The sequence below is a fragment of the Streptomyces sp. NPDC048590 genome (assembly GCF_043199535.1).
GTDB lineage: Bacteria > Actinomycetota > Actinomycetes > Streptomycetales > Streptomycetaceae > Streptomyces.
In genome coordinates, this window is sequence record NZ_JBICWC010000003.1 from 149,776 (window position 1) to 162,164 (window position 12,389).

The 12,389-nt window shown below is 70.0% G+C and carries 12 protein-coding genes; 3 read left to right on the top strand and 9 right to left on the bottom strand.

What is annotated here, in order from left to right; genetic code table 11:
- Positions 1 to 279: 279 nt before the first annotated feature.
- Positions 280 to 561 carry an acylphosphatase gene (locus tag ACGFNN_RS08940; RefSeq protein WP_362554738.1) on the bottom strand — a complete coding sequence of 94 codons (282 nt, stop codon included), beginning with the start codon at positions 559 to 561 and terminating at the stop codon, positions 280 to 282.
- A 157-nt stretch (positions 562 to 718) separates the two neighbouring features.
- On the opposite strand from ACGFNN_RS08940, the gene ACGFNN_RS08945 reads away from it, so the two are divergent.
- The 3 genes from ACGFNN_RS08945 (at position 719) to ACGFNN_RS08955 (ending at position 4,905) form a co-directional block, all read left to right on the top strand.
- Positions 719 to 1,708 (top strand): CAP domain-containing protein, encoded by a 990-nt coding sequence (locus ACGFNN_RS08945; RefSeq protein ID WP_393554201.1) that lies wholly within the window; start codon positions 719 to 721, stop codon positions 1,706 to 1,708.
- Positions 1,709 to 2,038: 330 nt separating this feature from the next.
- Entirely contained in the window at positions 2,039 to 2,359 is a 321-nt protein-coding gene (locus tag ACGFNN_RS08950) for a DUF4333 domain-containing protein (RefSeq protein ID WP_393554203.1), read from the top strand.
- 506 nt (positions 2,360 to 2,865) lie between these two features.
- Positions 2,866 to 4,905, top strand: coding sequence for a fibronectin type III domain-containing protein (locus ACGFNN_RS08955; RefSeq protein WP_393554205.1), 2,040 nt, complete (start codon positions 2,866 to 2,868; stop codon positions 4,903 to 4,905).
- Positions 4,906 to 4,963: 58 nt separating this feature from the next.
- Here ACGFNN_RS08955 and mutM read toward each other — a convergent pair whose 3' ends face one another.
- From mutM to recG, 8 genes are all read right to left on the bottom strand, one after another.
- The gene (gene mutM, locus ACGFNN_RS08960; RefSeq protein ID WP_393554207.1) at positions 4,964 to 5,821 is read right to left on the bottom strand and encodes a bifunctional DNA-formamidopyrimidine glycosylase/DNA-(apurinic or apyrimidinic site) lyase; all 858 of its coding nucleotides are present in this window, start codon (positions 5,819 to 5,821) and stop codon (positions 4,964 to 4,966) included.
- Positions 5,822 to 5,915: 94 nt separating this feature from the next.
- Complete coding sequence (rnc, locus tag ACGFNN_RS08965; protein WP_362554729.1) at positions 5,916 to 6,740, bottom strand: ribonuclease III; 825 nt, start codon at positions 6,738 to 6,740, stop codon at positions 5,916 to 5,918.
- 19 nt (positions 6,741 to 6,759) lie between these two features.
- The gene (rpmF, locus tag ACGFNN_RS08970) at positions 6,760 to 6,933 is read right to left on the bottom strand and encodes a 50S ribosomal protein L32 (RefSeq protein WP_003965982.1); all 174 of its coding nucleotides are present in this window, start codon (positions 6,931 to 6,933) and stop codon (positions 6,760 to 6,762) included.
- 2 nt (positions 6,934 to 6,935) lie between these two features.
- A complete protein-coding gene (locus ACGFNN_RS08975) occupies positions 6,936 to 7,544 on the bottom strand; it encodes a DUF177 domain-containing protein (protein WP_362554727.1) in 609 nt (202 codons plus the stop codon).
- A 208-nt stretch (positions 7,545 to 7,752) separates the two neighbouring features.
- Positions 7,753 to 8,850 (bottom strand): cell division initiation protein, encoded by a 1,098-nt coding sequence (locus tag ACGFNN_RS08980; protein WP_393554210.1) that lies wholly within the window; start codon positions 8,848 to 8,850, stop codon positions 7,753 to 7,755.
- A gap of 98 nt (positions 8,851 to 8,948) precedes the next feature.
- Positions 8,949 to 9,428: a pantetheine-phosphate adenylyltransferase gene (gene coaD / locus ACGFNN_RS08985; protein WP_362554750.1), complete on the bottom strand. Its 480-nt coding sequence runs from the start codon at positions 9,426 to 9,428 to the stop codon at positions 8,949 to 8,951.
- 26 nt (positions 9,429 to 9,454) lie between these two features.
- Entirely contained in the window at positions 9,455 to 10,039 is a 585-nt protein-coding gene (rsmD, locus tag ACGFNN_RS08990) for a 16S rRNA (guanine(966)-N(2))-methyltransferase RsmD (protein ID WP_393554212.1), read from the bottom strand.
- Between the two features lie 89 nt (positions 10,040 to 10,128).
- Complete coding sequence (gene recG / locus ACGFNN_RS08995; RefSeq protein ID WP_393554214.1) at positions 10,129 to 12,357, bottom strand: ATP-dependent DNA helicase RecG; 2,229 nt, start codon at positions 12,355 to 12,357, stop codon at positions 10,129 to 10,131.
- Between the last annotated feature and the right edge of the window lie 32 nt (positions 12,358 to 12,389).

Consider the following 12,389-nt stretch of genomic DNA (forward strand, 5'->3'; position numbering starts at 1 on the left):
AAAGTTTGACGGTCAACACGATCACACGCCAGCGGGTCGGGTGTCCCGGGGGCGCGCGGCCCGCTGATCTCGCGGTGCGGCTCTCCTGCGGGTCCCGAAGGGCGTGGAGATCTTCGTCAATGCCGCAGCCTGACACGGCGCGCGCTTCTTGGCAACCATGTCCGGATGCCGGCTTCCTTCGCAGGTCATTTCGGGTGCGGGGCCTCAGCGACTACTCCCGGTCACTTCCCCGCCGCCGTTCGCGCACCGGGTGAATCCGATCTTCTTCTCCCGTCGGCGTCAGCGGATCGCGAATCCCTCATATCCGCCACGAGGCGTGTCCCAGATCTCAGTGACCCCGTCCACGCGGCCGGGTGTGTCGTCGGAGCCGAGCCAGGTGAGCAGACGGTGGCAATTCTCACGTGGTCCTTCGGCCACCACCTGCACCCGGCCGTCGTCGAGATTGAGCGCGAAGCCGGTGAGGTTTCCGATCTCCAAAGCATTTGCCCTGGTGAACCAGCGGAACCCTACTTGCTGTACTCGGCCGCGTACCCATACGACGAGTCGTGCATCTTCGTTCATGCCCGAACGCTAACCGTCGAATTGCCCAAGAAGCACCTCGCCCCCAATCCGGGATGGCGTAAGGTCCCCTCGCAATAGCCTCACTCGAACGGGTGAGCTTGATCTTGAATGCGGTGACGTCGGAGACGGCGCCCGGAGCACGAGGAAGGCACAGCGCATGGGACGGCATCGACGCGCAGGCGCGGCCCCCGCCGCTGAGCAGGACGCGGCGCACACCACGGACGGGCACCGCCACGGCGCCCGCCGGAGGAAGCGAGCGGGTATACCCGTGCGCGCCGGACTCCTCGGAGTGTCCGCGGCCGTGGCGGTGGGCGCGGTCGCCGTCGCCTCCGGGCTGCTGCCGGGCGGTGACGGCTACAGCGTCAGCGGCAACGGCGTCTCCGACCAGGTGCACGCGGGCGGTGCTCCCGATCTACTGACCCAGGGCGGCACGTCCGCCGAACCGACCGACCGTACGTCTGCCTCGGCATCGGCCCAGGCCAGCCGGGGTGCGGACCGTTCCGCCGCTCCCTCACAGTCTCCTTCCGCCTCGAAGAGCCCGTCGAAGTCGACCGGCGCCAAGGCGTCCGCCACGGCTACGAAGCCCTCCGCCACCGCCTCGAAGAAAGCGACGAGATCGCCGGAGCGCACCAAGGCTCCCGCGCGGACCAAGGCACCCGTGGCCCAGCCGAAGAAGACCGCCACGTCGGCCCCCGCGACCAAGTCCGCATCCCCGAAGCCCTCCACGGCCTCCCCGAGCAGCAGGCCCAGCGCCGCTCCGAGCCCGTCGGCCGCCTCCGCCCAGGCCACCGTGCTGTCCCTGGTCAACCAGGAGCGCGCGAAGGTCGGCTGCAGCCCGGTCACGACCAGCTCCGCCCTCACCGCCCTCGCCCAGGACTTCAGCGAGGACATGGCCGCCCGCGACTTCTTCGGCCACACCGACCCGGACGGCGCGACCCCCTGGGACCGCGCCGCCGCCGCGGGCGTGGACGGCCTCGGCGGGGAGAACATCGCCCGCGGCCAGGCCGACGCACAGGCCGTCATGGACGCCTGGATGGGCAGCGACGGCCACCGCGCAAACATTCTCAACTGCGACTACAAGACCATGGGCGTCGGCGTGCACCTCGGCTCCGGCGGGCCCTGGTGGACCCAGGACTTCGGCTTCTGAGCCTTCCGCAGGTCAGCGATCCATGAAGCCGCCCCCGTACTGCTGGATACGTTCATGCAGCAGCCGGGCCGACTGCTGCAACCGGTGTGGGTCGCCGGCGCCTACCAGGGGCCGGCACTGGCGAAGGCCCGGCATCCACCCGGCATCCACCTCCGCAACTGCATAGGTAAATGGCTGACCGTCAGCGGTGGCCTGGGCGCATCCGGTGGCGTGCCGGACGCGTCCGAGAGGTCGCCGAGGCGTCCGGACCGATCCATGTGGCCCTGTCGAGGCGCCGATAGATGCAGGAGGGCCCTTGCCAGTCCGGACAGGGCCCGGTAGGACTGTCCGGTGACTGATCAACGGACGTTTGCGCGGCGCATCATGGCGGCTTCCTCGGTGGTGGTTGCCGTCTGCACGGTGATCGTGACAACCAAGGTGATGAACTTTGACACCGACACCCCCGCAGACCCAGTGGTGTTGGACCCTGTGGCGGTGGAGCAGGCGGTGAAGGCCAGAATCAGCCCACAGACTGATCGGGTGAGCTGCCCTGTCTATCTCGTGGCCGAGGACGGCAAGTCGTTCACGTGTACGTACTGGGTCAAGGACATCCCGAACACGGTGGAGGTCAAAATGACGGGCGGACAGGGCGAATTCTCTCTATCGACGTGACCCGCAGCTGGTGTTCACAACGTGGCCGCCGTACACGGAAGTAGTCCGAGCCGGGGACTTCTCATGGGCTGGTGCGGGCGAAGGGCGGACGGTTCATGCCTGAGCCCGGATCGGTCGGCCGGGACGCTTCTCCGGCCAGCGGGGAGCGTCTGCGGCCAGGCGCCGGGACAGCCTGATCACGGCCGCCCACCAGACCATCTGGGCGTGGTGGTCGGGGCGGCGTTCATGGTCGCGGTTGAGGCGGCGTGAGCCGGCAAGCCCTCGGTGTCGGTCAGGATGTGGCGCTTGCGCCCGTCACGTGACTTGCCGACTGCGACCACAAGGGCCGTAGCCGACCGTCCGGCTGGATTCCGCCCCCCGCCCGCCCTCGGGCCGGCAGCTGCGGCTCCGTTCCGTCGCCCCTCGAAACCGTCCCGGCATCCGGACCTACAACCATGCGGCCCTCACAGGAGTCTTGATCGTCGGCAGTCACCTCGTGACGCAGACGACCAGAACCGAAGGAACGCATGAACCGACCCAGAGGCACCACGGTGGCCACGGCCGCCGCCGTCGTGCTCGCCGCGGCGGGCAGCCTGCTCGCGACGGCCTCCCCCTCCTCCGCAGCCGTGACCTGCGCGCCGCCCGTCTTCAAGCGGACGTTCTACGCGAACACCACGTTCACCGGGACGCCCAAGGGCACCGACTGCGACTCGGTGATCGACCAGGACTGGGGCACCGGCGCACCCGGGTACAAGGGGATGCCCTCCAACGACTTCGGTGTCCGCTGGGCCACGACCCGCGACTTCGGCTCGGGCGGGCCCTTCACGTTCACCGCGTCCTCGCGTGACGGGATCCGCGTCTACGTCGACGGGGTCCGCAAGGTCGACCTGTGGAAGAACGTCGCCGACACTGTCTCCAGGACCACCTATGTCACCATCCCCTCCGGCACGCACAGTCTGCGCATCGACTTCGTGAACTGGACCGGGGCCGCGAATGTCAGGTTCGCCTACGCGCCCCGGACGACGGCCACCGTCGACAAGGTCAAGCCGCTCGTTCCCACCGGGACCACCGTCACCTACAGCCCCGCCACCACCTCCACGAAGGTCAGCTGGGCGAAGAACAAGGAGATGGACCTCGCCGGGTACCGCGTGTACCGGCGCCTGAAGGGCTCCGCCTACCCCTCGGCTCCCCTCGCCACCACCACCTCGACGTCGTACACGGACACGACCGCGCCGAAGGACGGCAACGTCTACTACTACGAGGTGCGCGCCTACGACAAGGCGGGCAACGCATCCTCGGGCACCGCCGACCTCGGTATCACCACGACCGACCGCACGGCCCCCGCCGCTCCGAAGGGCGTCGAGGACAACTGGGCCATGGGCTCCCCGACGAAGATCACGCTCTACTGGGACGGCAACAGCGAGCCGGACTTCGCCGAGTACCGGGTGTACCGCTCGACGTCCACCCCTGTCGCCCTCACTCCCGCCAACCGGCTCGCCTCGTCGGGCGGCGGCTACACCGGCCCACTGCCTCAGACAGGTGACGTCTACTACTACGTGGTCACCGCCGTCGACACGAGCGGCAACGAGTCGGCCGCCTCAGGCGCCGCGATGTACTACAGCGACGACCTGACCGGTCCGGTCGACACCGCGCTCGGCGCACGGGCCTCGGAGAGCGAGGCCGGTGTCACCCTGACCTGGGACGCCTCCGAAGGGACCAGCCCCGATTTCGCGGGCTACTCCGTCTTCCGGACCAGCCGCCCCGGCACCGCCAACTCCCAGCGTTCCGAGGTCGGCAAGGGGATCAAGGGCACGAGCTTCACGGATCCCGCCCCGCCGGCCGGCGCCACCTACTCGTACCAGGTCGTCGCCCTGGACCACGAGGGCAACGGCGGCACGCCCTCCGTGCCCCTGTCGGTCGCCGTCGCCGGAAACACCACGGCGCCCGCCGCCGTCACCGGCGTGAAGGCCGTACCGAAGGCCAACGGCGTCAGCCTCTCCTGGGACGCGAGCGGCGATCCCGGCCTCGCCCACTACCTCGTCCTGCGCGGCGTACTCACCGACGGGCAGTGGACGTACAGCCCGGTCCTCCACCCCGCCGACTTCCGGCCGTGGAAGGTCGAGGGGACGGCGTTCCACGACCACGTGCCCGCCGACGGACAGCAGGTCTGCTACATCGTCGTGGCCGTCGACCAGTACGGGAACCAGCTGACCCCCGCCACCGGCGCCACCGCGGTCGGCGTCACCGAACTGGACCTTCGCCCGACCGTCCCGGCCGCCCCTGGCGCTCCGGTCGCCTACCTGGGCGCCGACCAGAACGGCTGGCTGTCCTGGGCGCTCTCCAGTACCGAGAGTCTGAGCGAGGTGACCGGCTTCGCGATCCACCGCTGGAACCCGCTGACACGGACGTTCGATCTCGTGCACACGGAGCCGATCGGCGCCGGCACCACCTGGGGCTGGGTGGACCCGGCATTGCCTCCCGCCAGCACGGTCTACTACCGCGTATCGGTCCTCCGCGAGGACGGGACCACCTCCGACGCGAGTGAGGTAGCCGTCGTGACCCGCTGACGGGACACGTATCGGGCCTGGTGGGGCGCTCACCACGGGTGAGTGCCCCACCTCTGCCTCAGGAGGCCCGGGGCGGACGCTGACAGCGTGGGCAGAAGTAGCTCGACCGGTTCATCCACGGCCGCCTGCGCATGGGCGTACCGCAGCGGCGGCAGGGTTCGTCCTCGCGTCCGTAGGCGTCCAGCGACCGGTCGAAGTAGCCGGATTCGCCGTTCACGTTGACGTACAGGCTGTCGAAGCTGGTCCCGCCCTGGTCGAGGGCCTCCCGCATGACGTCCCGTACGTGGCCGAGCAGCTCGGTGGTCCTGGGGCGGGTCAGGGTGGCGGTGGGGCGCTCGTAGTGCAGCCGGCTGCGCCAGAGTGCCTCGTCGGCGTAGATGTTGCCCACCCCGCTGATCAGCGACTGGTCGAGCAGGGCGCGCTTGACCGTCGTACGCCGCAGTCGCAGCGCCGTGTGGAAGGCGGCGTCGTCGAAGGCCGGGTCGAGCGGGTCTCGTGCGATGTGCGCGATGACGTCGGGCAGGCCGTCGGGGGTGTTCGTGTGGAGCGACAGCCCGCCGAAGGTGCGCTGGTCCACGAAGCGCAGCTCGGTGCCGAGCCCGTCGTCGAAGCGGATCCGGATCCGCAGGTGCTTCTCGTCGGGGGCGTCCTCGGGCTGCACGAGGAGCTGGCCGCTCATCCCGAGGTGGCCGAGGAGCGAGGAGTCCGCCTCGTCGAGCGGGATCCAGAGGTACTTGCCGCGACGCATCGCCGTACCGAAGCGCAGGCCGACCAGACGGGCCGCGAAGTCCGCCCCACCTCCGGGATGACGGCGTACGGCGCGCGGGTGCAGGACCTCGGTCGCCTTGACCGTACGTCCCGACGTCCAGCGTTCCAGCCCCCGCCGCACGACTTCGACCTCGGGCAGTTCGGGCACGGCGGGCACTCCTCGGGAGGTGAAAGGACGGGGCGGCGTGACAGGACAGCGAAAACCCCTCGGTGCGTGAGGCACCGAGGGGTTCCCGGATGGTTCAGGCCGGAGCGGCGTCCGAGCGCGGCGACGGGCCGGAGGAGGTGTCGGCGACCCCTCCGTCGGCTGCGGCCTTGGCCGCTGCCTCCCGTGCCTCCGCGGCGGCGCTGATCTCGCGCCAGGCGGACTCGGCCGCCTGCTGCTCCGCTTCCTTCTTGCTACGACCGGTGCCGGTGCCGTACGAGACACCACCGACGCGAGCAGCAGCAGTAAAGGTCTTCTCGTGGTCGGGGCCGGTCTCCGTGACGAGGTACTCGGGAACCCCGAGGCTCTCGCTCGCGGTGAGCTCCTGGAGGCTGGTCTTCCAGTCCAGGCCGGCACCGAGGTTGGAGGACCTGTCGATGAGCGGGTCGAAGAGCCGGTGGACCAGCTCCGAGGCCGCGTCGAGGCCCTGATCGAGATAGACGGCGCCGATCACCGCTTCAAGGGTGTCGGCGAGGATGGAAGCCTTGTCCCGGCCGCCCGTTCCCTCTTCACCGCGGCCGAGCCGGATGAAGGAGCCGAGTTCCAGGCCGCGGCCCACCTCGGCAAGCGCACGCGAGTTGACCACCGCGGCCCGCAACTTGGCCAGCTGGCCTTCGGGCAGGTCGGGGTGGGTGCGGTACAGCGTGTCCGTGACCACCAGGCCGAGCACCGAATCCCCGAGGAATTCGAGCCGCTCGTTGGTGGGCAGACCGCCGTTCTCGTACGCGTACGAACGGTGGGTCAGCGCACGCACCAGAAGGGCGGACTCGAGGTGATACCCGAGCCGCCCTTCCAGAAGCGTGTGGGACGAGGCTGTGTTGATGTTGTCTGCCTGCTTCTTGGCGCTGGACAACTCAGACATCGGGCCTCTCACCAGCCGCTCAGACCTCGAGGACCTGGCGCTTGTTGTAGGTGCCGCAGCTCGGGCACGCAATGTGCTGGAGCTTCGGCTCCTGGCAACGCTCGCACGAAACCAGGGTGGGGACCGCAGCCTTCCACTGCGACCGGCGGTGGCGCGTGTTGCTGCGCGACATCTTCCGCTTCGGAACAGCCACGGCTACTTCTCCTGCTTCTCGTCGACGCCCGGTTCGGCGCCGCCCATGTTGTCCTTCTCGCCGTCCTGAACGGTCTCGGCGAGTCCTTGCAGTGCCGCCCAACGGATGTCGACGGCATCGTGGTGGTGATCCGGATTCTCGTCCAGCCTGATTCCGCATTCGGAACACAGACCGGCACAGGTCTCCTTGCACACCGGCTGCAGCGGCAGTGCGAGCACCACCGCGTCACGCAGCACAGGCTCGAGGTCGAACGAGTCGTCCTCGAGAAAGAACCTGTCCTCGTCGTCCTCGGCGTCGTCGACCGGGTCCGCGGTCCTGCTGCGGTTCCGGTCATCGGCGTCAGGGTACGAGAACATTTCCTGGAAGTCCGCTTCGACCTCGAGGGTCAGCGGCTCCAGACACCTTACGCACTCCCCCTCGGCCGTCGCACGGGCGGTGCCTGTGACGAGCACCCCTTCCATGACCGATTCGAGGCGGAGGTCCAGCGCCAGGGGCGCGTTCTCCGGAACACCGATGACCCCGTCGATGCCGAGGTCCTTCGGTGCGTCCGCCGTGCGGGTCAGCCGCTTCATGGCACCAGGACGCCGACCCAGCTCGCGCGTATCGAACACGAGGGGGTTGCGGTGGTCGAGGTGGCCGTTCAGGGCTTTTCCTGCTTTCGAAAGATCATGTGCGTGATGTGGCTTCGGGAGGGCCGCCCCGCACCCGTGGACATGGTCCCGAGAGAAGAGGGCAGCCGGGATCGCGGACATACGCGCGACCGAAGAGCCAGGATACTGGACGTACCGCCCAGCTCCCAATCCGGTCCGGGCCCTCCGGTCAGCGCCCCTGTTCGTAGCGGCGCAGCTGCTCCAGGTCGATCATGCTGGTGTCGAAGAGGCTGGTCTCGTCGAGAGCTCCCTCGCCCTGCTGTGCCGGGACCTGGGCCTGCTGGGGCCAGCCGTACTCCTGCTGCTGGTTCGGGTCGTACGCCTGCTGCTGGTACCCGGCGTACGGGTCGGGCTGCTGGTAGCCGTAGCCGTCCTGGGGCTGCTGCGGGTCCTGGTAGCCGTAGCCCTGGGCGTACGAGGGCTCCTGCTGCGCCTGGACCGGGAAGCCCTGCGCGGGGTCCTGGTAGGCGGCCGCCGGCGCGTAGCCGGGCTGCGCCGACTCCGCGTAGGAGGGCTGCGGCGGCTCGGGGGTGGCGAGCTCGGCCAGTCCCGCCCAGTGGTCCTCGTCACTGGTGTGGTGCCGGCCGTCGACGGCGTCCTGGGCCGCCATGTGCGCCCCGAGGTCGTCGGTGGCGACCCTGCCGTGCAGCTTCTGACGGCCCCGGCCGACGGCCTCCAGGGTCTTGGCGAGCACCGCCTCGAAGGCGCCGAGCTTGGTGTCGACGTAGTCGTCGGCGCGCCGGCGCAGTATCTCGGGGTCGGCGCTGCGCTCCGGTGCCTCGGTGAAGTCGGGGTCCTCGTGACCCGTCTCGTCGAGGCCTTCGCCGCGGCCCAGGAGCTTCTCCCGGCCGCGGTCGACGGAACCGATGGTCTTGGTGAGGACGACCTCGAAGTTGGCCAGCTTGCTGTCGACGTACTCGTCCGCCTCGGCGCGTACCTCGTCGGCCTCCCGGCGGGCCTCGGAGAGGATGCGGTCCGCCTCCGCCTGGGAGCGCTGGGCGATCTCGGTGCCGGAGACCAGCGAGCCGCGCTCCGCGTGGGCGGACTCGATGATCCGCTCCGCCTCCTGCCTCGCCTGCTCGACGAGCTGCTCACGGCCGCCGAGGAGCTCCTCGGCGTGGGCGAGCGAGCCGGGGAGCGCCTCGCGCACCTCCTCGAGCATCGCGAGCAGTTCGGCCCGGTTGACCACGCAGGACGCCGACATGGGCATGGAGCGGGCGTTCCCGACCGTTTCGACGATCTCGTCGAGCTTCTTCTGCACGTCCACCGTGTGCTCGCCACTCTCTGCTGCTGTTGGAGACGGACGGGGACGACTGTACGGCCAGTCGCCTCCCCACCGACACCTGGTGACGGTAGGTCAGGGCCTCACCGGCGGCCGAGACGCTCCACGAGCGCCGTGTGGACCACGGGCGGAAGCAGGTGTGCCACGTCGCCGCCCCAGGTGGCGACCTCCTTGACCAGGGAGGAGGACAGGAAGCTGTAGGTCGGGTTGGTCGGGACGAAGAGGGTCTCGACTCCGGAGAGGCCGTTGTTCATCTGGGCCATCTGCAGCTCGTAGTCGAAGTCGCTGACGGCCCGCAGGCCCTTCACGATCGCCGGGATGTCGCGCTGCTTGCAGAAGTCGACCAGCAGGCCGTGGAAGGACTCGACCTCGACGTTGCCGAAGTCCGCCGTCACCTCGCGGATCAGCTCGATCCGCTCGTCGACGGTGAACAGCCCCTTCTTGGACTGGTTGATCATCACGGCGACATGGACGACGTCGTACAGCTTCGAGGCTCGTCCGATGATGTCGAGATGCCCGTTGGTGATGGGGTCGAACGACCCCGGGCAGACGGCGCGGCGCAACGTGGTTCCCTCGCTCTCCGGTGCGGTCATCGTGCGTCTTCGCACGTAGAGGCGGCGCGACCGTACCAAAACGTGGCTTCGCCGTAACGGCGCGCCCGCTGTGGTTCGAATCCGCCGGGCCAGGTGAATTCCCCGCCCCTGGTGCTCCGTTCCACCGTGACGAGCGCATCCTCCGTGAGCCACCCCTGAGCACGGAGTGTGAGCAGGATCTCGCGCAGTTCGTCGTCCGTGACGGCGTACGGCGGGTCGAGGAACACCACGTCGTACGGGTCGGAGGGCGCCGGTCCCGTCACGATCTGCTCGGCCCTGCCCGCCCGGAACTCCGCGCCGGGCAGGCCGAGCGTGCGGATGTTGTCGCGGACGGTGCGCGCGGCCTTGGCCTCGGCCTCGACGAGCAGGGCGTGGGCGGCTCCCCGGGAGAGCGCCTCCAGACCCACGGCGCCGGAACCCGCGTACAGATCGGCGACGCGGATGCCGTCGAGCGTGCCCAGGAGCGCCTGCCAGGTGGAGAACAGGCCCTCACGGGCACGGTCGGAGGTGGGGCGGGTGCCGGTGCCGGGCGGGACGGCCAGGCGGCGTCCGCCGGCCGAGCCGGCGATCACGCGGGTCATGGGTGTCGGTTCCTCGGGTCGCGGGCGGCGCACAGGACGGGACGTGCGCCGTGCTTCCCACGATATGGCGTCGCCGGGGATCCGCCTGGTCACCCCTTGTCGAGGTACTCCTCACGCTCCTTGTCGAGCAGGGCGTCGAGCGCGGTGCGCAGCTCGGGCAGCCGCTCGAGTCCTGGGTCGTCGGCGACGACGCGGACGGCCTCCTCCCGGGCGGCTGCGATGACCTCCTCGTCGTCGATGACGCTGAGCACCCGCAGTGAGGAGCGGACACCGGACTGCGCCTGTCCGAGGACATCGCCCTCGCGGCGCTGTTCGAGGTCGATGCGGGAGAGCTCGAAGCCGTCGAGGGTGGCGGCGACGGCGGAGAGCCTGGCCCGGGCGGGGCTCGCCTCGTGGGCCTCGCTGACCAGGAGGCAGAGCCCGGGGGCGCTGCCTCGTCCGACGCGGCCCCTGAGCTGGTGCAACTGGGACACCCCGAACCGGTCCGCGTCCATGATCACCATGGCGGTGGCGTTGGGGACGTTCACCCCGACCTCGATGACGGTGGTGGCGACGAGGACGTCGGCCCGGCCGGCGGAGAACCGGCGCATCACCTCGTCCTTCTCCTCGGGGGGCATCCTGCCGTGGAGCACCTCGACGCGGAGACCGGCGAGCGGGCCCTTGGCGAGCTGCTCCGCGATGTCCAGCACGGCGAGCGGCGGGCGCTTCTCGGCCTCCTCCTCGGGGGGTGCCTGCTTCTTGCCGCCCTTGGCCTTCTTCTCGGCGGCCTCGTCGGCGTCGTCACCGATGCGGGGGCACACGACATAGGCCTGGTGGCCGTTCTCCACCTCCTCGCGGACCCGCTCCCAGGCGCGGCTGAGGAAGTGGGGCTTGTCCTTGGCCGGGACGACGTGGCTGGCGATGGGCGAACGGCCGGCGGGGAGCTGGTCGAGTACGGAGGTCTCCAGGTCCCCGAAGACGGTCATCGCGACCGTGCGGGGGATGGGCGTGGCGGTCATGACGAGCAGGTGGGGCGGCTGTTTCCCCTTGGAGCGCAGCGCGTCGCGCTGTTCCACCCCGAAGCGGTGCTGTTCGTCGACGACGACGAGGCCGAGGTCGTGGAACTTGACCTTGTCCTCGATCAGCGCGTGGGTGCCGATGACGATCCCGGCCTCGCCCGTCACCAGGTCGAGCAGTGCCTGCCTGCGGGCGGCCGCGCCCATGGAGCCGGTGAGCAGGACGACCTTGGTGCCCTGGTCGGAGCCGCCGAGCATCCCGCCCTGCGCCAGCTCGCCCATCATCTCCGTGATCGAGCGGTGGTGCTGCTGGGCGAGGACCTCGGTGGGCGCGAGCATCGCCGCCTGGCCGCCCGCGTCGACGACCCTGAGCATCGCCCGCAGGGCGACCAGGGTCTTGCCCGAGCCGACCTCGCCCTGGAGCAGGCGGTGCATGGGGTGTTCGGTCGCCAGGGCGCCGAAGATCTCGCCGGTGACCTTCTGCTGGCCCTCGGTGAGGGTGAACGGGAGCGTGGCGTCGAAGGAGTCGAGCAGCCCGCCGGGTACGGACCGCCGCGCGACGGCGGGGAGTTGGGTGTCGGCGTAGCGGCGGCGGGCCAGCGCGACCTGGAGCACGAAGGCCTCGTCCCAGCGCAGCCGGTCCCGCGCCGCGGCGATGTCCGCCTTGGTCTGCGGCCGGTGGATCCGCAGCAGCGCCTCGGGGAGCGGGATGAATCCCCGTCCCTCGCGCAGGGCGGCGGGCAGCGGATCGACCGCCTCGCCGGCGCTCGGCAGGACGGTGTCGACGGCCTTGGCGATCCGCCAGGAGTCGAGTTGCTTGCAGGCGGGGTAGATCGGCAGCAGCTGCCCCGCGAAGGCGTCGACGGCCTCGGTCACCTCGGCCGGGTCGTCCTCGTCCCGCGCGTCGAGCAGCTGGTAGGTGGGGTGGGCGAGCTGCGTCTTCCGGTTGAACACGGAGACCTTGCCCGCGAACATCGCGCGCCGCCCGGGGAGCAGTTCCTTGTGGGGCTTGTGCACGCCGTGCCCGAAGAAGACCAGCTGGAGCCGTCCGCTGCCGTCGGTGAGGGTGACCTCGAGCCGCTTGCCCCGGCCGTTGTTGAACATCATGATCCGGGCGTCGGCGACCTGGGCGACGACCGTCACGTGCTCGTCGAGGGGGAGCTCGGTGAGCGCCGTCAGCCGGCCCCGCTCCTCGTAGCGCCGCGGGTAGTGGTGCAGCAGATCACCGACCGTGTGGAGGTCGAGGTGTTCGGCCATCACCTTGGCGGTGGCTCCGCCGAGCAGCTTCTTCAGGGGTTCATCGAAAGCGGACACGCGGTCCATTGCACACCACGGCACCGACAGATGCCGTCGGG

Coding starts and splice junctions, on each gene's coding strand:
- recG (WP_393554214.1), bottom strand. CDS start 12,357: ATGGACCGCGTGTCCGCTTTCGATGAACCCCTGAAGAAGCTGCTCGGC.
- ACGFNN_RS08955 (WP_393554205.1), top strand. CDS start 2,866: ATGAACCGACCCAGAGGCACCACGGTGGCCACGGCCGCCGCCGTCGTG.
- rsmD (WP_393554212.1), bottom strand. CDS start 10,039: ATGACCCGCGTGATCGCCGGCTCGGCCGGCGGACGCCGCCTGGCCGTC.
- ACGFNN_RS08945 (WP_393554201.1), top strand. CDS start 719: ATGGGACGGCATCGACGCGCAGGCGCGGCCCCCGCCGCTGAGCAGGAC.
- ACGFNN_RS08940 (WP_362554738.1), bottom strand. CDS start 561: ATGAACGAAGATGCACGACTCGTCGTATGGGTACGCGGCCGAGTACAG.
- rnc (WP_362554729.1), bottom strand. CDS start 6,740: ATGTCTGAGTTGTCCAGCGCCAAGAAGCAGGCAGACAACATCAACACA.